Source organism: Sphingobium sp. AP49 (assembly GCF_000281715.2).
Taxonomy (GTDB): Bacteria; Pseudomonadota; Alphaproteobacteria; order Sphingomonadales; family Sphingomonadaceae; genus Sphingobium.
Genome location: NZ_CP124576.1, coordinates 3,409,778 through 3,428,199, shown reverse-complemented (window position 1 = coordinate 3,428,199; position 18,422 = coordinate 3,409,778). Strand labels below are relative to the sequence as shown.

The window sequence follows — 18,422 nt, the reverse complement described above, 5'->3', positions numbered from 1 at the left end:
GGAGCAGGCGGGATGACGCCTGCGGCCCGGGTGCAGGCGGCGATCGACCTGCTGGACGCGATCATCGCCGCCGCCCGTGATGGCGGGCCGGCGGCGGACACGCTGATCGCGCGCTATTTCAAGGAACGGCGCTATGCCGGGTCGCGCGACCGCCGCGCGGTGCGCGACCATGTCTATGACGCGATCCGCCGCGTCGCCGACCGGCCCGAGACCGGCCGCGCGGCGATGATCGGCCTGGTCGAGGCGCAGCCGGAGCTGGCCCTGTTGTTCGACGGATCGGCCCATGCGCCGCTGCCGATCGAGCCGGGCGAGGCCGGGGCGGTGGCCGGGGCGGTGCCGGGCTGGCTGCAGCCCTTGCTGGCCGCGCCGGTGGAGCAGGACGCGTTGCTGGGTCGCGCGCCGGTGGACCTGCGCGTCAATCGACTGAAAGCGACGCCTGCTGAAGTTGCGCCGGAACTGCCGGATGCGACGCCGATTGCCGGCATCCCCGATGCGCTGCGCCTGCCAGAGGGCTATCCGGTCGAACAGAGCGATGCGTGGAAGCGCGGTGCGGTCGAGGTGCAGGATGCCGGTAGCCAGCTCATCTCGGCAGCATGTGGGGCGCAGACCGGGCAGACGGTGGTCGACCTGTGCGCGGGCGCGGGCGGCAAGACGCTGGCGCTGGCTGCGGCGATGGGCGGCAAGGGCCGGCTGATCGCCGCCGACACGATCCGCAACCGGATTGACCGGCTGGCGCCGCGCGCCGAGCGGGCCGGCGTCACCTGCATCGAGACGCTGTTGCTGGACCAGGGGCATGAGGCGCGCGCGCTGGCACCGTTGGCGGGGCAGGCGGACATCGTGCTGGTCGATGCGCCCTGTTCGGGCACGGGCACCTGGCGCCGCAATCCCGAGGCGCGCTGGCGCCTGACCCAGGCGCGGCTCGACCGGCTGGTATCGGAACAGGCGCGTATCCTGGATTTCGCCGCGCCCTTGCTGGCGCCGGGCGGCCTGCTGGTCTATGCTACCTGCGCATTGACCGATAGAGAGGGGCGGGGTCAGGTGGATGCGTTCTTGACGCGCCAGGCCGGTTGGAGTGCCGAGCCGATCGAGGTGGAGATGGGCCGCGCCCATGGCCATGGCCTGCTGCTGACGCCGGGCCATGACGGCACCGATGGCTTCTACTTTGCCCGGCTGCGCAGGGGCGGCTGAAACAGAGCATGGACAAGCGCCAGCAAAATAGCGACACTTGCCCGGAATCAGCGCCTGAAACATGGCTGGAGATATTGATGCGTTTCACCCCGGCCTCGATTGCCCTTGCCGTCGTTCTGACCACCGTTTCCAGCGTGGGCTTGACCCAGCGCCCCGATACCCAGATCGAACCACGATCGATCGAATGGCAGAAGGCGGGCGAGGCGGCGCGCAAGGCGGGCAACCTGACCGGCGCCACCGACGCGCTGGAGAGCGCGCTGGCGGTCGATCCGCGCAACCGTGCGGCCTATATCGAACTGGCCGAGGTCGCGCGCGCGCAGGGGCTGCAGGGCAAGGCGATCCGCCTGTACAAGGAAGCGTTGCTGCTCGACCCCACGGATGTGGCGGCGATTGCCGGGCAGGGCGAGGCGATGGTCGAGAAGGGCGCGATCGCCAAGGCCAAGGAAAATCTGGCCCAGGCGCAGAGCCTGTGCAAGGGCGCTTGTCCCGAGGTGGCGCAACTGTCCGCCGCGATCCAGAAGGGGCCGCCGGCAGTCGCGATGACGACCAAGGACGCGGTGCCTTCGCCCAAGGGCAGCGGTACCGAAAATCCTTGAGCCGTCAGCTTCCCGGTTGACTGATTGAGCGCCGGTAGAAGCGGCTGTCCACCGCCATGCGGGGAAAAGTGTCCGGCAGATCGTCCACGGCGACGAGTGCGAAGCCGTTCTTCTCATAGAAGCGGTGCGCCGCCAGGAAGCGCGCGGTGGTGCCGAGATAGATATGCGCCAGGCCGCGATTGCGGGCCGTATCCAGTAGCTGGTCGAGCAGCGCCTGGGCAACGCCGGCTGCACGGCCCCGATGGCTGGGCGCCACGAACATCTTGCGCAATGCGCCCGCACCACTGCCGATATCCTTGAGTGCGATGGTGCCGACAAGTTGACTGCCATCGCGCGCGACCCAGAAGCCGCCCGCGCCGGGGAGGTAGAAATCTTTGATGCTGGTCAGATCGGGCTGATCCGCAGCGGTGATGGCGATGCCATATTCGTTGCGCTGGATGCCAAGAATGAGCGCGAGAATATCCCCCTGATCGGCGGGGGCGAAAGGCTGGATCAGGGGCACGCGGCGATCATCCCGGGCATGTCCATGTCGCAGCCGGCATGGGCCATCAGGAACGCGGTTGGGCAGAAGCGCGTATCAGTTCGCCGCGTTGCCGGCCGGCAACGGCGTGACGGCCGCAGCCTTCCCATCCGGCGTCTGCGCCTTGGGCGCAAAGACGCGCAGGCTTTCAAGCACCTTTGACGCGATCGGCTGATATTGTTCGCTCAGCATTTCGGGATAGACGAAGGTGGCGGTAACGATCGTCCCATCGGCTTGCCGGAACAGGCGCACCGCCACATTATTGCCTTCGCCGTCATTGGCGGTGCCACGATATTCATTGTCGCCGATGAAATCGCCATCCACGCCTTCCGATCCGTTGGAAAGGGCTTCCACGATCTGCTGCAGCGTCTGGTCCTGGTCGTTCTTCTGCCAGAAGACGCGCACATCCGCACCCGCGCCGGGGTCCTGATAGACCGCGCCGTCGGCGGTGCTGGCCGTGTCATCCTTCACCCAGCCTTCGGGCATGGTGACGGAAAAACCATGTTCGATATTCACATAGTTGCGCGTATCGGCTTCATCCGCCTTTTCCGAATTGGCGAGCGCATTGGCAGCAGCGGCATTGGCGGCGGCGGCCAGCTCCTCCTGGGTCGGCATGTCCGCGACAGGTTCGGCGCGGCCGCAGGCGGCCAGCAGAAAAAGAGCGGAGCAGGCGAGTGGAAGGGACGTTCTCATGCCTGTTCCAAAGCATAGGCGCGGCGATAATTCAACGTCGTAGCGGCGTGCCGCGACAATATGCCCCGGCACCGGGCTTCGGGTCGCCACGCTTCGCCTCAGGCCGCGCTGTCGATACCCAGTTCGGCCAGCTTGCGATACAGGGTCGAGCGGCCGATCCCCAGCCGCCGCGCGACTTCGGTCATGCGTCCGCGATAATGGCCGATGGCCAGGCGAATCACATCGGCCTCGATCTCGGCGAGCTGGCGGACATGGCCGTCGCCCTCGAACAGGGTGATGCCTGCACCGTCCCGATGGGAGATGGTCGCCAGGCGCGGTCGCAGCGCGGTAGCGCCGGATTGGGTGCGCCGGGTCAGGTGCGCGGCAATCTGAGGGAAATCATGCGGTGTCAGGGCATCGCCGTCACACAGTACCGCAGCGCGGAACAGGGCATTTTGCAACTGGCGCACGTTGCCCGGCCAGTCATGCTGCATCAGCAGGGCCAGCGCATCGTCGGTAAGGCCGAGGCCGCGCAGCCCCGGCTGGGCGGCGATCCGTGCCAGGAGATGGCGGCAGAGCGCCGGAATGTCGCCCATGCGTTCCCGCAGCGGCGGCACGGTCAACTGGACGACATTGAGGCGATAATAGAGATCCTCGCGGAAACGCCCGGCCTCGATTTCCTCCGACAATTTCTTGTTGGTCGCGGCGATGACGCGGACGTCGACATGAACGGGACGGCGCGCACCGATCGGTTGAACCTCGCCATCCTGTAGCACACGCAGCAGTTTTACCTGGGCATCGAGCGGCATTTCGCTGATCTCATCCAGGAAAATGGTGCCCATGTCGGCGCTCATGAACTTGCCGATATGCCGGTCGAATGCACCGGTGAAGGCGCCCCGTTCATGACCGAACAGTTCGGATTCGACCAGATTGGCGGGGATCGCGCCGCAATTGACCGTCACCATTGCCTGCTTGTGGCGGGGAGAGGCGGTGTGGATCGCGCGCGCGATCACATCCTTGCCTACGCCGCTTTCGCCTTCGATCAGCACGGGGACGCGGGCACGGGCGGCTTTGGCGGCAACCGCGAGCGCGGCACGGAATTGGGGAGCGGAACCGACCACATCCTCGAAGGCGAGGGGGGCGGTGATCTTTTCCGTGAGGGGGCGCAACTCGCCATGTCCGCTGCCCTCCACCGTTGCATTGAGCGCGGCGAGCAGTCGCTCGGGTGCGATCGGCTTGGACAAATAGTCGGTGGCGCCGGCCCGCATCGCATCGACGGCCACCGCGACATTATTATGCGCGGTCAGAACCAGGATGGGAAGGGTGGGGCGTTGGGAATGGATATCGCGGATCAGATCGGCCGGGTCGAATTCCGGGCTCCACTGGTCCAGCAATACCGCATCGAGCAGCATGCCGTCCTGCGTGCCCAGCATCGCGAGCGCGGTTTCTCCATCATTGGCGAACAGGGTACGCCAGCCCGCACGCGCCGCAAGCGCCGCCACCAGGCGTCGCTGCGCAGGCTCGTCATCGATCAACATCAGCATCGGAACGCCGTCGCGCGCCATCTGGACCCCTCTTGTGTAACTGGACCATCACGGTAACCGCAGGGGGTAAAGGCGCCCTTAACCTCTAAAGATTTTCTTGTGACCCTACGGCTTGAGGGGGGTGGGGGGACAGGATAAGAGGTTGCACAACGATGTAAGAACTAGGGGAATGGATATGGCTTCGGACGGAAATATGAAGAGCGCGACCCAGACCTATGAAGGGTTTGTCGGTCTGGTGAAATGGGGCACCATCGCCTGTGTGATCCTCGCCGCGATCGTCGTGCTGCTGATCTCCAGCTGAGCCAGACCAAAGCCATAGGAGGGGATGCCGATATAATGAAAATTGCGATATTGAAGGAACAGGCGGCGGGCGAACGGCGCGTGGCCGGTACGCCCGAGACGGTGAAAAAATTCATTGCGCTGGGCGCGACCGTTGCGGTTGAGGGCGGCGCGGGCTTGGCGGCATCGATTGCCGACGATGCCTATGCCGCCGCCGGTGCCAGCGTTGGCGATCGTGCCGCGACGCTGGCCGGCGCCGATATCCTGCTGGGCGTTCAGGGGCCGGACCCAGAAAGCCTGGGCGGTGCGGCTGCCGGTGCCTGGATCGTCGCGGGGCTAAACCCGTTCGGCGAGCGGGCACGGGTCGATGCCTATGCGGCGGGCGGCTATGAGGCGCTGGCGATGGAATTCATGCCGCGCATCACCCGCGCCCAGTCGATGGACATTCTTTCGTCCCAGTCGAACCTGTCGGGCTACAAGGCGGTGCTGGATGCGGCTGCCGAATATGACCGCGCCTTCCCGATGATGATGACGGCGGCGGGCACTGTGTCGGCTGCCAAATGCTTCGTCATGGGCGTGGGCGTCGCCGGGCTTCAGGCGATCGCCACGGCGCGGCGCCTGGGCGCGCAGGTCAGCGCCACCGACGTACGCGCCGCGACCAAGGAGCAGATCGAATCGCTCGGCGCCAAGGCGATCTTCGTGGAGAAGGTGGCCGGCATCGAGGGCGAAGGGACCGGTGGCTATGCCACGGAAATGTCGGACGAATATAAGGCGGCTCAGGCCGAGCTGGTCTCGTCGCACATCGCCAAGCAGGACATCGTCATCACCACGGCGCTGATCCCCGGCCGGCCCGCGCCGCGCCTGATCAGCGACGCGCAGATCGCATCGATGAAGCCGGGCAGCGTGATCGTCGACCTGGCGGTCGAACAGGGCGGCAATGTCGAGGGCGCGGTCGCGGGCGAAGTGGTCGAGCGCCACGGCGTCAAGATCGTGGGCCATCGCAACGTGCCTTCGCGCATCGCGGCCGACACCTCTGCCTTGTTCTCGCGCAATCTCTATAATTTCCTGTCCGCCTTCTGGGACAAGGAGAAGAATGCGCCGGTGCTGGACGAGGAAATCGGAAGCGCCATCCGCCTGACCCAGGGGGGCAAGGTCGTCAACGAACGGCTGCTGGGCTGAACGCATATCGCTGCGCGCCTGGCTGAAAGACCGGGCGCGAATGGCGCACACGCCGCGCGAGCGATGCTCCGGGGCGAACAGGGAGTAGGAATGATGGACTTTATTTCCATCCTGTCGATTTTCGTGCTGGCATGCTTTGTCGGCTATTATGTCGTCTGGTCGGTGACCCCGGCGCTGCATACGCCGCTGATGGCGGTTACCAACGCCATTTCGTCGGTCATCATCGTCGGCGCGCTGGTCGCGTCGGCGGAGGCCGGCAGCCTAGCGGCCAAATGTCTCGGCCTGCTCGCGGTCGTCTTTGCATCGGTCAACATCTTCGGCGGCTTCGCGGTCACCGAACGCATGCTGGCGATGTACAAGAAGAAGGAGCGCAAATGATGCACGAGATCGCACAGATCCCCTGGGGCATCAGCCTGGCTTATCTGGTTTCCGGCGTCCTCTTCATCCTGGCGCTGCGCGGCCTGTCGAGCCCGTCGACCAGCCGGCGGGGCAACCGCATGGGCATGGTCGGCATGGCGATTGCGGTCGCCACCACCCTTTATACCCATGATGTGCTGAGCCTGCCCGAGATTTTGGGCGCGATCGTCATTGGCGGCGGCATCGGCTTCATCATCGCGCGGCGGATCGCGATGACCGACATGCCGCAGCTGGTCGCTGCCTTCCACTCGCTGGTGGGTCTTGCCGCCGTGCTGGTAGGGGCGGCCGCCTATCTCAATCCCGGTGCCTTCGGCATTCTGGATGCCGTCACCGGCGAAATCCACAATGCCAGCCGGATCGAAATGGGGCTGGGCGTCGCGATCGGCGCGATCACCTTCTCCGGATCGGTCATCGCCTTCCTCAAGCTCAACGGCAACATGTCGGGCAAGCCGATCATGCTGCCGGGCCGCCATGTCATCAACCTCGCCACGCTGGCCGCGATCCTGGGCCTGATCGCCTATTTCGTGACCGACCAGAGTCCATGGGTGTTCTGGACCGTGACGGCGCTGAGCTTCGCCATCGGCTTCCTGCTGATCATTCCGATCGGCGGCGCGGACATGCCGGTCGTGGTGTCGATGCTGAACAGCTATTCGGGCTGGGCCGCGGCGGCGATGGGGTTCACCCTGGGCAACAGCGCGATGATCATTACCGGCGCGCTGGTGGGTTCGTCCGGTGCGATCCTGTCCTACATCATGTGCAAGGCGATGAACCGCAGCTTCATCAGCGTGATCGCCGGCGGCTTTGGTGCGGAAGCCGGCCCGTCGGGCGGCGGTGCGGCGGCGGTCGACCGCCCCTATAAGCGCGGCAGCGCCGAGGATGCGGCCTTCCTGATGAGCCAGGCGGACAGTGTCATCATCGTGCCGGGCTATGGCATGGCGGTCAGCCAGGCGCAGCATGCGTTGCGCGAGATGGCCGACCTGCTCAAGAAGGAAGGCGTCAACGTCAAATATGCGATCCACCCGGTCGCAGGGCGCATGCCCGGCCATATGAACGTGCTGCTGGCCGAGGCGAACGTCCCCTATGACGAGGTGTTCGAGCTGGAGGACATCAACAGCGAGTTCGGGCAGGCCGACGTCGCCTTCGTCATCGGCGCCAACGACGTGACCAATCCGGCGGCCAAGACCGACAAGACGTCGCCCATCTATGGCATGCCGATCCTGGACGTCGCCAACGCCAAGTCGGTGCTGTTCGTGAAGCGCTCCATGGGCGGGGCGGGCTATGCCGGCGTCGACAATGAGGTCTTCTACATGGACAATACCATGATGCTGCTGGCCGACGCGAAGAAGATGGTCGAGGAGATCGTCAAGGCGCTGGCCCACTGAGCAAGCCGATCCACCCGCGTCGGATCGCCCCGTCGACGGGGCGGGTGGATCGTCCCGGCTTGTCGAAGTGCGCATCTTCCGTAAAAGAAGGGACGGGGCACTGACATGCCCGGCCCGCACGGGGCCGGACAGGCGCCCCCATATTGGGAGCGACATGCGCAAACTCGGTCTGATTGGTGGTCTCAGCTGGACGTCCACCGCCCGCTATTATGAGATTATCAACCAGGCGATCCACCGGGCCAAGGGTGGCCAGCACAGCGCGCCGCTGCTGATCGAAAGCCTGGATTTTGCGCAGGTATCCGGCTGCGTCACGCAGGAAGATTGGGATTGTGCGTCCGGTCATCTGATCGGCGCGGCCCAGCGGCTGGAGCAGGGCGGGGCAGAAGCGCTGCTGATCTGTGCCAATAGCATGCACCGCATCTATGACCGGATCCAGGCGAGCGTCGCCATTCCCATCGTCCATATCGCCGATGTCGTCGGCACGCGGATGAAGGCCGATCATATCGACCGCGCCGCGCTGATCGGCACGCGCAACGTGATGACCGAGAAATATTATCGCCAGCGGCTGGTGTCGCACGGCGTGTCGCTGCTGCCGGCCGATATTGCGCTGGCCGAGCGGATCGACCGGATCGTCTATGACGAACTGACCGTGGGCAAGATCAACCGCGATTCCGAACGCTTCATGAAGTCGGAACTGACCGACATCGCCAAGGAGGATGTTCAGGCGGTGGTGCTGGCCTGCACCGAACTGGAAATGATCGTCGACGTGAAGGCGAACGTCCTGCCGATCTATGACTGCACCGAAATCCACGCGATGGCCGGGGTGGAGTTCATCCTGAGCGCATAGGAAACGCCGCTGCCGGGGGGTGGCAAGGGCGGCGGCCTGCAGGACAGAGTTGGGCCGACGGCCGATCGCACCGCGCAGGTTCGTCACCATCTTCCCCCGCGTGACAAATCCCGGTAAGGGCTGTCGATGACTTCATCGACCGCGCCGCTGACCCGCTCCCTCTTCGTCTTTTCCATCCTCTATGGCGGCATGGTCTGCATGGCCGGCGTATTGGGCGTGAAACAGGTCGCCCTGGGGCCGCTGGCGGTGGAGGCGGGCATTTTTGCCTTCCTGCTGCTGGTCATCATTTCCAGCGCCGTATCGGAACTTCATGGACAGAAGACCGCGACCGCGCTGGTGCGCCTGGGCTTCGTGCCACTGCTGGTGTCGGCGGCGCTGATCCATATCGTCATCGCCCTACCGCATGATCCGGGCATGTATCCGCCCGCCGTCGATGCCTTCCCGATCGTCGTGGGCCAGGGATCGCGGATGATGCTGGCCGGCCTGATCTCCTATGGTACGTCGCAGACGCTCAACGTCTTCATCTTCTCGCGGTTGGCTGGCGGCGAGGGCCGTCTGGTCTGGCTGCGCGGCATGGTCGCCAGCGTCGTATCGCAGATCGTCGATACGCTGCTGTTCATCACCATCTCCTTCTATGGCGAGCGGCCGATCATGGACCTGATGGTCGGGCAGATGATTACCAAGGTGCTGCTGTCGATCATCCTGGTGCCGCCACTGATCTCCGCAGCGGTCGCATTGGGCCGTCGCCTCGATCGATAACTTGCCGTAGCGCGCATATGGTCTTATGCGCGCGCGCATGACCAGCAACTACGCCCCCGATCCCGCGCTCCTCGCGAAGGCCGAAACCCTTGTCGAGGCGCTGCCCTATATGCAGCGCTATGCGGGCAAGACCTTCGTCGTGAAATATGGCGGCCACGCCATGGGCGATCCGGAGGCGGCACGCGATTTCGCCGAGGATGTCGTGCTGATGAAGGCGGTCGGCATCAATGTCGTCGTCGTCCATGGCGGCGGGCCGCAGATCGGCGCGATGCTCAAGAAGCTGGGCGTCGAATCGCATTTCGTGAACGGCCTGCGCGTCACCGACAAGGAAACCGCGCAGATCGCCGAAATGGTGCTGGCGGGGTCGATCAACAAGGAAATCGTCGGCTGGATCAGCGGCGCAGGCGGCCGGGCGGTCGGCATTTCGGGCAAGGACGGCGGGCTGGTGCTGTGCGAGAAGGTTGGCCACAGCCGCGCGCCGGATCCCAATTCGGGCATCGAGCGCCATGTCGACCTGGGCTTCGTCGGCGATCCGGTCTCGGTCGACCGGCGCATCCTCGACACGCTGACGCAGGACGGCATCATCCCGGTGGTCGCGCCCGTCGGCATCGGCGCCGATGGGCATACCTATAATGTCAATGCCGACACCATGGCCGGCGCGATCGCGGCCGAGCTTCAGGCGTCGCGTTTCTTCCTGCTGACCGACGTGCCGGGTGTGCTCAACAAGGACAAGGAATTGCTGACCGACCTTGATCCCGCTGCGATCCATGCGCTGCAGGTCGATGGTACGATCACCGGCGGCATGATTCCGAAGCTGGAAACCTGCGTGAAGGCGGTCGAAAGCGGCGTCGATGCGGCCGTCATCCTCGACGGCCGGGTGCCACACGCGATGCTGCTGGAAATCTTCACCGATCGCGGTGCGGGCACGCTGATCCGCAAATAAGCACGAATTTACCGGAGCAGGATCGCCGGATCAGCCCAATATATGCGCTTTTCCGGCAGGGTCCGGCCGTCCGGGCCGGGCTTGTCCCAATCCTCGACCTCGACCCCGCCGCGCGCAGCATAGAAGCCGCGTGCGGCCTGGTTGTCGCTGTAGCACCAGAGGAACAGGCCGGTCTGTGGCCAGCCGTCGATCGCCCATTGCGCGCCGCGTGCCAGCAGGGCGGTGCCAAGCCCCGTGCCGCGTGCTGCTGGCAGGGCGTGGAGATTGTCGACCAGCGTGCCCCAGCGTTCGTCGGCGCCGCCGATGATGCAGGTGAAGCCCATCGGTCGCCCGTCCTGCTCGGCAATGATGATGCGCTGACCGGGTGTCGGATGGTCAAGCCGCTGCGTCCAGGTGGCGAGCCGCTCGGCCTCGATTCCGCCCGCCAGATAGGCCGGGTCCATGATATGGGCATAGGCGATGCGCCAGCTTTCCACATGGATCGCGGCAATCAGCGGAGCATCGGCGGGGATGGCATCACGAAAATTCATGGTCCCGCTATAGCGCCGCAAACCATGCCCGCCACCCCTTCCCGCCGAAGCCTGTCGGTCTTTGGTGGAATAAGCGGCGGTCGCGGCTTGTGGCCGGCCCCTCGCCTCGGCTAGAGCGGCGCCAAGCTTGAACGGAGATCCCATGGCCTACGCCCTCTATCAGATCATCGTCATCCTGCTCGACGTGCTGTGGTGGATCATCATCATCCAGGCCGTCATGAGCTGGCTGATCGCCTTCAATGTCGTCAACACAGGCAGCGATTTCGTGCGCACCGTGATGGTCGCGCTCGATCGGATGACGGCCCCCATCTATAATCCGATCCGGCGGATCATGCCGGACCTCGGCGCACTCGACCTGTCGCCGATGGTCGTCTTGCTGGGCATCCTCATCATTCGCCAGGCGATCCTGCCGCCGCTCTTTTCCAGCCTGATGTGATCGGCTGGCGCCGGGACGGGGATGACCTCATTCTGGCGGTTCGCCTGACGCCCGGCGCCGCGCGCGAGGATGTCGGTGGATGCTGGACCGACGAGAAGGGCGCGCACTGGCTGTCCGCCCGCGTGCGCGCGGTGCCGGAAAAAGGAAAGGCCAATGCGGCGCTGATCGCGTTGCTGGCCAAGCGGCTCGATTGGCCCAGGGGCGCGATTTTGCTGGAATCGGGCGATACCAACCGGCTAAAGCGGTTACGGATACAGGGCGGGGCGCAGGCGTTGGACCGGCTGGCCGCCATCATCACGAAATGGGTTGAAACGACATGACCATCGGCAAGATCATCGACGGCAAGGCCTTTGCCGCCACGCTCCGCGACAAGGTGGCCGATCGCGTCACCGCCTTCGTGGAACAGACCGGCCGCAAGCCGGGGCTGGCCGTGGTGCTGGTGGGGGAGGACCCGGCGAGCAGCGTCTATGTCCGCAACAAGGGCAAGATGACGGTCGCAGCCGGCATGGAGAGCATGGAGTTCAAGCGCCCCGACAGCATTGGCGAGGATGACCTGCTCGACCTGATCGAGGAACTGAACCATGATGACCGCGTCGACGGCATCCTGGTGCAGTTGCCGTTGCCCAAGCATATCGACGAGGCGGCGGTGATCGCCGCGATCGACCCGGCCAAGGATGTCGACGGCTTCCATGTCGTCAATGCCGGGCGCCTCGCCACCGGGCAGGAGGCGCTGGTGCCCTGTACGCCGCTGGGCTGCATCATGCTGCTGAAGGACGAGCTGGGCGATTTGTCGGGCATGGAAGCGGTTGTGGTCGGTCGTTCCAACATCGTCGGCAAGCCGATGGCGGCGCTGCTGCTGGCGGAAAACTGCACCGTCACCATCGCCCATAGCCGCACCCGCGACATCGCCAGCATCGTCCACCGCGCCGATATCGTCGTCGCCGCCGTCGGCCGCGCCGAAATGGTGAAGGGCGAATGGATCAAGCCAGGCGCGACGGTGATCGACGTCGGCATCAATCGCGTGGTCGATACCGAAGATGGCAAGGGCCGGATCGTCGGCGACGTCGCCACTGCCGAAGCGCTGTCGCATGTCCGTGCCATCACGCCGGTGCCCGGCGGCGTCGGGCCGATGACGATCGCGGTACTGCTGCGCAACACGCTGGTCGCCGCCCATGCCCGCGCGGGCCTGGCAAAGCCGGAGGGGCTGTGAAGGCACGCGCAGCGCTCCTTGCCCTCAGCCTGGTGATGCTGGTCGCGGCCAAGCCGCCGATGCGTTACCAGCCCGATCCCAGTTCGGTGATCGCGGCCGAAATCGCCTTCAACCGGCTTGCCCAGCAAAAGGGGCAATGGACCGCCTTTCGCGAGACCGCGGCGGACGATGCGGTGATGTTCGTGCCGCAACGGGTGGTGGCGAAGGACTGGCTGAAGAAGCAGGCGGACCCGCCGGCCTCGGTCAGTTGGACGCCATCGATCGTCTATGTCGCTTGCGACGGCTTGCTCGCCGCCAGCACCGGCAACTGGAAGCGGCCGGATGGATCGGTCGGCTATTTCACCACTCTGTGGCGGCGCGACAAGAAGGGCCGCTGGCAGTGGATCCTCGATCATGGCGATCGTCTGGCAACCGAGCGGGCAGTGCCGGAATTTCTGACCGGGAAGGTCGCGACCTGCAAGCGCGGTGCGCGGCCCGAAGGTCCGCCGCCGGCGAAGGGGGAGGCGCCACCGGTGCCGCAGGATGACAGCCTGATCTGGTCCGCCGATGTCGCGACCGATGGCAGCCGTCGGGTCACCGTCCGCATGTGGAACGGGACCGGCTATGATGTGGTGATCGACGACAAGGTGGGGGCGCCGTCATGATCGAATTGTTCATATCCGCTTTCGTCACGCTGTTCGTGGTGATCGATCCGCCGGGTTGCGCGCCCATCTATGCCAGCCTGACCACCGGGGCGACGATCGCCCAGCGCCGGTCGATGGCGATCCGCGCGGTCGGCATTGCTGCCGCCATCCTGCTGGTGTTCGCGCTGTGGGGCAAGCAACTGCTGGGCGTGCTCGGCATCGAACTGGACAGTTTCCGCATCGCCGGCGGCATCATGCTGTTCATGATCGCGATGGACATGGTGTTCGAGAAGCGTACCCAGCGGCGCGAGGATCGCGCGCAGAAGATCGCCGAGACGCCGGAGGTGGAGGATGTCTCCGTCTTCCCGATGGCGATGCCGATGATCGCCGGGCCGGGTTCGATCGCGACCGTCATGCTGCTGATGTCGCGTGCCGACGGCATGGTCGACCGGCTGGTCGTGCTGGTGGCGGTGGCGGTGACTTTGGTGCTGATGCTGGGGGCGCTGCTGGCGGCCGGGCCGCTGATGGCCATTCTGGGTGCCAAGATCGAGGCGGTGATTACCCGCCTGCTTGGCGTCTTGCTGGCGGCGCTGGCCGCGCAGTTCGTGATCGACGGGTTGAAGGCGAGCTTCTAGTCGCAGGTCGTCGGGCAGGTCCTGCATTGCGCATGGCCTGCCCGACGCTGATGCGTTTGCCTAGCGGACCGGGGTCCAGGTCTGGGTCTTGCAGAAGAAGGCGATGCAGCCCTGAACCTTGAGCGTGCCATCACCATTGCGGCTGACCTTCGAGGTATAGCTCTTGCCGCTTTCCGGGTCGTAGATCGTGCCCTTCCAGATATCGCCGGCGTCGCTGAAGCCCGACAACAGGGCCAGGCCGACCAGCGGCTTGGAACGCAGCGCCGGATCGGGGTTCTTGATATCGGTCTGAGGGCGACCGGGGGTCGGCTTTACGATCTTTTCGATCTTGCCGCAGATGCTTTTTCCGCAAGGCGCAATCTGGACGAGGGCCTTGCCATCGACCGTGGCCCAACGGCCAGTGATCGGCTGGGCCGCCTGCGCCGGGGTGACGGCCGCCAGCGCGGCCAGGGTTGCAAGAGCGGCGCCTGCCGCGATGCGAATGGTCATGATGCGATCCTCTCCTTTTCAGGTTGAGGGTAAGAATAAGGGGGAAAAGCGCGGGGCGCTAGCGGCTTGCCCGCAGTTTACGGAAACGGAAGGAAGGGACGCTACGGCAGCGCCCCTTCCTTCCCTGTAAATTTTTTAGAAGGCCTTGCTGATCGAGCAAGCGGCCGGACCCAGAATGACGACGAACAGGGTCGGCAGGATGAACAGAATCAACGGCACGGTCATGATCGCGGGCAGGCGTGCGGCCTTTTCTTCCGCGCGCATCATGCGCTCGTGACGGAATTCGGCCGACAGGACGCGCAGCGCCGATGCCAGAGGGGTGCCGTATTTCTCGGTCTGGATCATGGTCGTGACCACGCCCTTGACCGCATCCAGCTTCACGCGCGTCGCGAGATTCTCGAACGCCATGCGCCGCTCGGTGAGGAAGCTGAGTTCGATCGCGGTCAACTGAAACTCGTCGCCCAGTTCGGGATAGGCCTTGCCCAGTTCGCGCGACACGCGACTGAAGGCGGTATCGACGGTGAGGCCGGCCTCGGCGCAGATGACCAGAAGATCGAGCGCATCGGGCAGGCCCTTGCGGATCGCGGCGGAGCGCTTGGAAATCTTGTTGTCGATGAAGATGTCGGGCGCCTTGTAGGCGAGCAGCAGCGCACCGGCGAACGCCATGAAGCGCTTGGCGCCGCCCCATTCGGGATAGATGCCCACGGCATAAAGCAGGATCGCGGCAGTGCCGCCGATCACGATCGGCAGGATCATGCGGCCGAAAATGACCGCGACGGCCCAGTCCTTGGAGCGGATGCCCGCCTGGGCCAGGCGGATCTGCGCGTCCTTGAGCTGGTCGTCCTGCAGCACCTTCAGGCTGGACAGGAAGGACCGCATATTGTCGGTCGTCTGGTTCTTGCGCACCAGCTTGGCACGGCGCTTGGCGGTCGAGGCGGTGATGCCCGCCTTGAGCTGTTCACGCCGTTCGTTAAGCGCCTTGACCCGCTTGGCCATCGGGTCGCGCACGGTCATCACCGCATAGAGCGCGTAGAGGGTGGCGAGCGTCGCCAGTGCGGCCAGCAGCGTACCGAAATCGGTCGCGGTCATGCCGAACAGGGTGCCGGTGGGGGTAGGGGCGTCCATGGTCTATCCGTTCCCCATCAGATTTCAAAGTTGATCATCTGCGCCATGATGAAGGCGCCGATACCCATCCAGCACATGCCGCCGATGCCGATGACCTGCATCGTGCTGAGGCCGAACACGCCGGCTGGATCGGGCGTGAAGAAGGGGCTCATATAGTTGAAGTTGATGTAGCAGATCATGCCGAAGACGAGGAAAGGCAGGACGCCGATGATATAGGCCGACGCCTTGGATTCCGACGACATGGCGCGGATCTTGAGCTTCATCTGGGCGCGCTGGCGCAACACGGTGGCCAGGTTTTGCAGCGTTTCGGCGAGATTGCCACCCGTTTCGCGCTGGATCGCCAGCGTGATGACGAAGAACTGGAATTCAGGCGTACCGAGCCGGTCTGCGGTCTCCTGCAGCGCCTGGTCCATGGTCTTGCCGATCTTGATCCGTTCGGTGATGAGCTTGAACTCCTCGCCCACGGGGCCGGGAATTTCGCTCGATACGATGCCCAGCGTCTCGCCCACCGGCAGGCCCGAACGCAGGCCGCGGGTCAGGAGTTCGAGGGCGTCGGGGAATTTCGCGTTGAACTGGTTGATGCGCTTGGCGATCAGTCGGCCGATCCACCAATGTGGCAAGCCAAGGCCCGCCGCCAGGCCGACCATCACGGCGAGCGGGGCGGGGAAACCGCGCATCATCAGCAGGGCGCTGAGCAGCAGGAAGATGACGGCGCAGGACGTCATATACTGGCTGAGCGTCCATTTCTTGCCGGTCATGCGGATGCGCTTGGTCAGGTTCTCCGGATTGGGAACCAGCGACACCAGCATCTTCATTTCGGTACCGGTCGCGCGATTGGAGATCGCCTTGCGCATCCGGGCTTCCAGGATGGCCTCGGTGGAATCGCTGTGGCGCCCACGGATGAGCGCGATGCGGCGCTTGCGCGCCTTATCGGGCGAGGGGCCGGCGAACGCCACGGCGGCGAGACCCAGAAGGGTCGCGACCAGCACCATAATCAGGAAGAAATTGCCGTCCATTGCTCGCCTGTTCCCAGTGCCTATGTGCATCGCAGATGCCTGCCGCCCTAGCGCGGCAGGCATCCCTGTTCGTCAGCCTTCCAGCGCCGTTGCCTTGTCCTTGCGGCGCGAAGGCATCATATTTTTGAGGTCGCCGATCTTGCCGAGCAGCGAATCCCCCTTCTTGGGCTGCGCCTTGCCGCCATCTGCGGCTGCATCGTCGCCCGCAAGGCCCAGCACCTCTTCCAGCATGGCGGCGCAGGCCGCGCCGACCTTGCTGCCCTTGGCGGTCTCGGCGAGCGTCTTGCCCAGCTTGGCAGCCTGTGCGCCGATGCGCAGGTCGAACGGAATGATGACGTCGACCTTGCGCTCGATCGACTGCTCGAAATCCTTGCGGCTGATCTCGGGCGCGCCGGGGTGAACCCGGTTGGCGACCACCAGCACGCGGGTCTGGGGCGCATTGCTCTTGAGCCAGGACAGGATACGGATCGAATCCCGCGCCGCAGCCAGGGTCAGCTCGGTCACCACGACCGCGACATTCACGTCGCTCATCAGGTGCGGATGCTGGATCAGCATGTTGCGCGGCAGGTCGATGACGCTGCACTCGAAGGCCTGCCGAAATTCCTCCAGCAGTTGGTAGAAGGCGCCACCGTCGGTCATCATCGGCTGGCTGATCGGCGCTTCGGCCGACAGGATGGCCAGCATCTCGCTGGCCCGGACCATGGCGCGTTCGATGAACAGGCCGTCGATGCGGCTGGGGTTCTCGATCGCGTCAGTCAGGCCACGGCCCGGTTCCAGATCCATCGCCAGCGCATTGGTGCCGAAATGAACATCGAGATCGAGCAGCGCGGTCGGGCGCTTCTTCTTCTCGCTGAGCATCCAGGCGAGCGAGGTCGCCATGCTGGAGGCGCCCACGCCGCCGCGCGTGCCGATGATCGCCGCCGTCATGTGCGGGCGATCCGGTCCGGCGTCGCGCGGTGCATGGAATACCGCCTGGGCCTGGGCCAGCGCGTCGCGCAACTGGTCGGCGCCAAAGGGCTTGAGCAGATAATCCTGGATGCCGCTGGCGACCAGGTCGCGGTACAGGCGCACATCATTGACCTGGCCTGCCGCGATGACGACGGTGCCGGGTTCGCAGACTTCGGCCAGGCTGTTGATGTCGTTCAGCGGATCGCCGCTTTCCGACATGTCGACGAACAAGATCTGCGGGCTGGCCGTGATCGACAGGCTCTGCACCGCATTGCGCATGCCGCCCTTGTTCACCTTTTCCGGTGCCCAGCCCATTTCCGATGCGACCGCGCGCAGCAGGTCGAAGCTGTGATCGTCGCAGACGAAGGCGTGGAACGGATCACGCTGGCCGACCGAGCCATGTTTCCAGGGTGCGTTCATCTTACTGGCCTCCTGCCGACATCTGCTTGAGTTCACCCGAACCGGTCGGGGCCTTCTCGCGATATGTGGTGATCGCGCGGTTCGATGTGGCGGTCCGCAATTCGCTATCGGTGGTCTGGCCGCGGACCAGGTCTTCCGGATTGGCGACCATGGCGGCAAGGTTGCTGTTGACGCCGCAGCCGAAGTTCGAGGATGTCGCCAGGTCGAGGCTGCTTTCGGCCTTCATGGACCAATCGGGGCAGCCCGGCACGCTGGCCGTCGCGCGACGCACGACCAGGCGCACGCTGCCTTCCGGTGCAGCGCCAGCGGCGGCGGAACTGTCTTCGCTCATCAGCAGGCCGCGACGTGCAACGACGTTGGCGATATCGTCACCCAGTGACGGACTATAATAGCCCGCGTCGGTCACGATCGCGACCTGATCGCCATAGCCAAGGTTGATCGAGGCAAACCAGTCGTTGAGCCGTCCCGCCTCCGAAGCGGCGAGGCGGCCATTGCCGCCCGCCTGCACGTCGAAGGTGTAGGAGGCATAGCTGACCACCGGCTGGTGGACCGATTCCACGCTGCGATTGGCATCGTCGGTGGAGCAGGCCGCGAGTGGCAGCGCCAGCAGGGCGAGGGTGCCGAGGCGGACGAGGGTCTTGCGGGACTTGGGCGTCATGTCTTT

At 65.0% G+C, this 18,422-nt stretch carries 23 protein-coding genes; 14 read left to right on the top strand and 9 right to left on the bottom strand.

Annotation, left to right across the window (positions count from 1 at the left end; genetic code table 11):
- The first annotated feature begins 12 nt into the window (after nucleotides 1-12).
- Both PMI04_RS16365 and PMI04_RS16360 read left to right on the top strand, forming a co-directional pair.
- The gene (locus PMI04_RS16365) at nucleotides 13-1,188 is read left to right on the top strand and encodes an RsmB/NOP family class I SAM-dependent RNA methyltransferase (protein WP_007711768.1); all 1,176 of its coding nucleotides are present in this window, start codon (nucleotides 13-15) and stop codon (nucleotides 1,186-1,188) included.
- A gap of 77 nt (nucleotides 1,189-1,265) precedes the next feature.
- Entirely contained in the window at nucleotides 1,266-1,784 is a 519-nt protein-coding gene (locus PMI04_RS16360; protein ID WP_007711767.1) for a tetratricopeptide repeat protein, read from the top strand.
- A 4-nt stretch (nucleotides 1,785-1,788) separates the two neighbouring features.
- On the opposite strand, the gene PMI04_RS16355 is transcribed toward PMI04_RS16360, so the two are convergent.
- From PMI04_RS16355 to PMI04_RS16345, 3 genes are all read right to left on the bottom strand, one after another.
- Nucleotides 1,789-2,286 carry a GNAT family N-acetyltransferase gene (locus tag PMI04_RS16355; protein ID WP_007711766.1) on the bottom strand — a complete coding sequence of 166 codons (498 nt, stop codon included), beginning with the start codon at nucleotides 2,284-2,286 and terminating at the stop codon, nucleotides 1,789-1,791.
- A gap of 75 nt (nucleotides 2,287-2,361) precedes the next feature.
- A complete protein-coding gene (locus PMI04_RS16350) occupies nucleotides 2,362-2,997 on the bottom strand; it encodes a hypothetical protein (RefSeq protein WP_007711765.1) in 636 nt (211 codons plus the stop codon).
- A gap of 98 nt (nucleotides 2,998-3,095) precedes the next feature.
- Nucleotides 3,096-4,541: a sigma-54 dependent transcriptional regulator gene (locus PMI04_RS16345; RefSeq protein WP_007711764.1), complete on the bottom strand. Its 1,446-nt coding sequence runs from the start codon at nucleotides 4,539-4,541 to the stop codon at nucleotides 3,096-3,098.
- A gap of 154 nt (nucleotides 4,542-4,695) precedes the next feature.
- On the opposite strand from PMI04_RS16345, the gene PMI04_RS16340 reads away from it, so the two are divergent.
- The 7 genes from PMI04_RS16340 to argB all read left to right on the top strand — a co-directional run bounded on the left by PMI04_RS16340 (nucleotide 4,696) and on the right by argB (nucleotide 10,326).
- A complete protein-coding gene (locus PMI04_RS16340) occupies nucleotides 4,696-4,821 on the top strand; it encodes an aa3-type cytochrome c oxidase subunit IV (protein WP_037486753.1) in 126 nt (41 codons plus the stop codon).
- 35 nt (nucleotides 4,822-4,856) lie between these two features.
- On the top strand, nucleotides 4,857-5,978 hold the full coding sequence (locus PMI04_RS16335) for an NAD(P) transhydrogenase subunit alpha (protein WP_007711759.1): 1,122 nt from the start codon (nucleotides 4,857-4,859) through the stop codon (nucleotides 5,976-5,978).
- A gap of 93 nt (nucleotides 5,979-6,071) precedes the next feature.
- Nucleotides 6,072-6,356 (top strand): NAD(P) transhydrogenase subunit alpha, encoded by a 285-nt coding sequence (locus PMI04_RS16330; RefSeq protein WP_007711758.1) that lies wholly within the window; start codon nucleotides 6,072-6,074, stop codon nucleotides 6,354-6,356.
- Nucleotides 6,356-7,777 (top strand): NAD(P)(+) transhydrogenase (Re/Si-specific) subunit beta, encoded by a 1,422-nt coding sequence (locus PMI04_RS16325; RefSeq protein ID WP_037486748.1) that lies wholly within the window; start codon nucleotides 6,356-6,358, stop codon nucleotides 7,775-7,777. Before PMI04_RS16330 ends, PMI04_RS16325 begins: the two co-directional genes overlap by 1 nt.
- A 154-nt stretch (nucleotides 7,778-7,931) precedes the next feature.
- Nucleotides 7,932-8,624 carry an amino acid racemase gene (locus PMI04_RS16320; RefSeq protein ID WP_007711753.1) on the top strand — a complete coding sequence of 231 codons (693 nt, stop codon included), beginning with the start codon at nucleotides 7,932-7,934 and terminating at the stop codon, nucleotides 8,622-8,624.
- Between the two features lie 126 nt (nucleotides 8,625-8,750).
- A complete protein-coding gene (locus tag PMI04_RS16315; RefSeq protein WP_007711751.1) occupies nucleotides 8,751-9,383 on the top strand; it encodes a queuosine precursor transporter in 633 nt (210 codons plus the stop codon).
- A gap of 25 nt (nucleotides 9,384-9,408) precedes the next feature.
- Nucleotides 9,409-10,326, top strand: coding sequence for an acetylglutamate kinase (gene argB, locus PMI04_RS16310; RefSeq protein ID WP_037486747.1), 918 nt, complete (start codon nucleotides 9,409-9,411; stop codon nucleotides 10,324-10,326).
- Nucleotides 10,327-10,334: 8 nt separating this feature from the next.
- Here the strand turns inward: argB and PMI04_RS16305 are convergent, their stop codons facing one another.
- A complete protein-coding gene (locus PMI04_RS16305) occupies nucleotides 10,335-10,856 on the bottom strand; it encodes a GNAT family N-acetyltransferase (RefSeq protein WP_007711747.1) in 522 nt (173 codons plus the stop codon).
- Between the two features lie 142 nt (nucleotides 10,857-10,998).
- On the opposite strand from PMI04_RS16305, the gene PMI04_RS16300 reads away from it, so the two are divergent.
- Genes PMI04_RS16300 through PMI04_RS16280 form a run of 5 tightly spaced genes read left to right on the top strand, consistent with a single transcriptional unit; the run spans nucleotide 10,999 to nucleotide 13,760 of the window.
- Nucleotides 10,999-11,292, top strand: a complete 294-nt coding sequence (locus tag PMI04_RS16300) for a YggT family protein (protein ID WP_007711745.1) — start codon at nucleotides 10,999-11,001, stop codon at nucleotides 11,290-11,292.
- The gene (locus PMI04_RS16295; RefSeq protein ID WP_007711743.1) at nucleotides 11,289-11,612 is read left to right on the top strand and encodes a DUF167 family protein; all 324 of its coding nucleotides are present in this window, start codon (nucleotides 11,289-11,291) and stop codon (nucleotides 11,610-11,612) included. The genes PMI04_RS16300 and PMI04_RS16295 overlap by 4 nt, the downstream gene beginning before the upstream one ends.
- Nucleotides 11,609-12,502 (top strand): bifunctional methylenetetrahydrofolate dehydrogenase/methenyltetrahydrofolate cyclohydrolase FolD, encoded by an 894-nt coding sequence (gene folD, locus PMI04_RS16290; protein WP_007711740.1) that lies wholly within the window; start codon nucleotides 11,609-11,611, stop codon nucleotides 12,500-12,502. Before PMI04_RS16295 ends, folD begins: the two co-directional genes overlap by 4 nt.
- Nucleotides 12,499-13,146: a hypothetical protein gene (locus PMI04_RS16285; RefSeq protein ID WP_007711738.1), complete on the top strand. Its 648-nt coding sequence runs from the start codon at nucleotides 12,499-12,501 to the stop codon at nucleotides 13,144-13,146. Before folD ends, PMI04_RS16285 begins: the two co-directional genes overlap by 4 nt.
- The gene (locus PMI04_RS16280) at nucleotides 13,143-13,760 is read left to right on the top strand and encodes a MarC family protein (RefSeq protein WP_007711735.1); all 618 of its coding nucleotides are present in this window, start codon (nucleotides 13,143-13,145) and stop codon (nucleotides 13,758-13,760) included. Before PMI04_RS16285 ends, PMI04_RS16280 begins: the two co-directional genes overlap by 4 nt.
- A gap of 60 nt (nucleotides 13,761-13,820) precedes the next feature.
- Here PMI04_RS16280 and PMI04_RS16275 read toward each other — a convergent pair whose 3' ends face one another.
- From PMI04_RS16275 to PMI04_RS16255, 5 genes are all read right to left on the bottom strand, one after another.
- Nucleotides 13,821-14,249 carry a DUF2147 domain-containing protein gene (locus PMI04_RS16275; RefSeq protein WP_007711732.1) on the bottom strand — a complete coding sequence of 143 codons (429 nt, stop codon included), beginning with the start codon at nucleotides 14,247-14,249 and terminating at the stop codon, nucleotides 13,821-13,823.
- A gap of 135 nt (nucleotides 14,250-14,384) precedes the next feature.
- Nucleotides 14,385-15,374, bottom strand: a complete 990-nt coding sequence (locus PMI04_RS16270; RefSeq protein ID WP_007711730.1) for a type II secretion system F family protein — start codon at nucleotides 15,372-15,374, stop codon at nucleotides 14,385-14,387.
- Between the two features lie 17 nt (nucleotides 15,375-15,391).
- On the bottom strand, nucleotides 15,392-16,390 hold the full coding sequence (locus PMI04_RS16265; protein ID WP_007711728.1) for a type II secretion system F family protein: 999 nt from the start codon (nucleotides 16,388-16,390) through the stop codon (nucleotides 15,392-15,394).
- 72 nt (nucleotides 16,391-16,462) lie between these two features.
- On the bottom strand, nucleotides 16,463-17,758 hold the full coding sequence (locus tag PMI04_RS16260) for a pilus assembly protein CpaE (protein ID WP_007711727.1): 1,296 nt from the start codon (nucleotides 17,756-17,758) through the stop codon (nucleotides 16,463-16,465).
- A 1-nt stretch (nucleotide 17,759) separates the two neighbouring features.
- Complete coding sequence (locus PMI04_RS16255; protein WP_007711724.1) at nucleotides 17,760-18,416, bottom strand: CpaD family pilus assembly protein; 657 nt, start codon at nucleotides 18,414-18,416, stop codon at nucleotides 17,760-17,762.
- Nucleotides 18,417-18,422: the final 6 nt, after the last annotated feature.

What these genes read in the sequence shown, in the direction of transcription:
- PMI04_RS16365 (WP_007711768.1), top strand. Translation starts at nt 13, where the DNA reads ATGACGCCTGCGGCCCGGGTGCAGGCGGCGATCGACCTGCTGGACGCG.
- PMI04_RS16360 (WP_007711767.1), top strand. Translation starts at nt 1,266, where the DNA reads ATGCGTTTCACCCCGGCCTCGATTGCCCTTGCCGTCGTTCTGACCACC.
- PMI04_RS16350 (WP_007711765.1), bottom strand. Translation starts at nt 2,997, where the DNA reads ATGAGAACGTCCCTTCCACTCGCCTGCTCCGCTCTTTTTCTGCTGGCC.
- PMI04_RS16345 (WP_007711764.1), bottom strand. Translation starts at nt 4,541, where the DNA reads ATGGCGCGCGACGGCGTTCCGATGCTGATGTTGATCGATGACGAGCCT.
- PMI04_RS16340 (WP_037486753.1), top strand. Translation starts at nt 4,696, where the DNA reads ATGGCTTCGGACGGAAATATGAAGAGCGCGACCCAGACCTATGAAGGG.
- PMI04_RS16335 (WP_007711759.1), top strand. Translation starts at nt 4,857, where the DNA reads ATGAAAATTGCGATATTGAAGGAACAGGCGGCGGGCGAACGGCGCGTG.
- PMI04_RS16330 (WP_007711758.1), top strand. Translation starts at nt 6,072, where the DNA reads ATGGACTTTATTTCCATCCTGTCGATTTTCGTGCTGGCATGCTTTGTC.
- PMI04_RS16325 (WP_037486748.1), top strand. Translation starts at nt 6,356, where the DNA reads ATGCACGAGATCGCACAGATCCCCTGGGGCATCAGCCTGGCTTATCTG.
- PMI04_RS16320 (WP_007711753.1), top strand. Translation starts at nt 7,932, where the DNA reads ATGCGCAAACTCGGTCTGATTGGTGGTCTCAGCTGGACGTCCACCGCC.
- PMI04_RS16315 (WP_007711751.1), top strand. Translation starts at nt 8,751, where the DNA reads ATGACTTCATCGACCGCGCCGCTGACCCGCTCCCTCTTCGTCTTTTCC.
- argB (WP_037486747.1), top strand. Translation starts at nt 9,409, where the DNA reads ATGCGCGCGCGCATGACCAGCAACTACGCCCCCGATCCCGCGCTCCTC.
- PMI04_RS16305 (WP_007711747.1), bottom strand. Translation starts at nt 10,856, where the DNA reads ATGAATTTTCGTGATGCCATCCCCGCCGATGCTCCGCTGATTGCCGCG.
- PMI04_RS16300 (WP_007711745.1), top strand. Translation starts at nt 10,999, where the DNA reads ATGGCCTACGCCCTCTATCAGATCATCGTCATCCTGCTCGACGTGCTG.
- folD (WP_007711740.1), top strand. Translation starts at nt 11,609, where the DNA reads ATGACCATCGGCAAGATCATCGACGGCAAGGCCTTTGCCGCCACGCTC.
- PMI04_RS16280 (WP_007711735.1), top strand. Translation starts at nt 13,143, where the DNA reads ATGATCGAATTGTTCATATCCGCTTTCGTCACGCTGTTCGTGGTGATC.
- PMI04_RS16275 (WP_007711732.1), bottom strand. Translation starts at nt 14,249, where the DNA reads ATGACCATTCGCATCGCGGCAGGCGCCGCTCTTGCAACCCTGGCCGCG.
- PMI04_RS16270 (WP_007711730.1), bottom strand. Translation starts at nt 15,374, where the DNA reads ATGGACGCCCCTACCCCCACCGGCACCCTGTTCGGCATGACCGCGACC.
- PMI04_RS16265 (WP_007711728.1), bottom strand. Translation starts at nt 16,390, where the DNA reads ATGGACGGCAATTTCTTCCTGATTATGGTGCTGGTCGCGACCCTTCTG.
- PMI04_RS16260 (WP_007711727.1), bottom strand. Translation starts at nt 17,758, where the DNA reads ATGAACGCACCCTGGAAACATGGCTCGGTCGGCCAGCGTGATCCGTTC.
- PMI04_RS16255 (WP_007711724.1), bottom strand. Translation starts at nt 18,416, where the DNA reads ATGACGCCCAAGTCCCGCAAGACCCTCGTCCGCCTCGGCACCCTCGCC.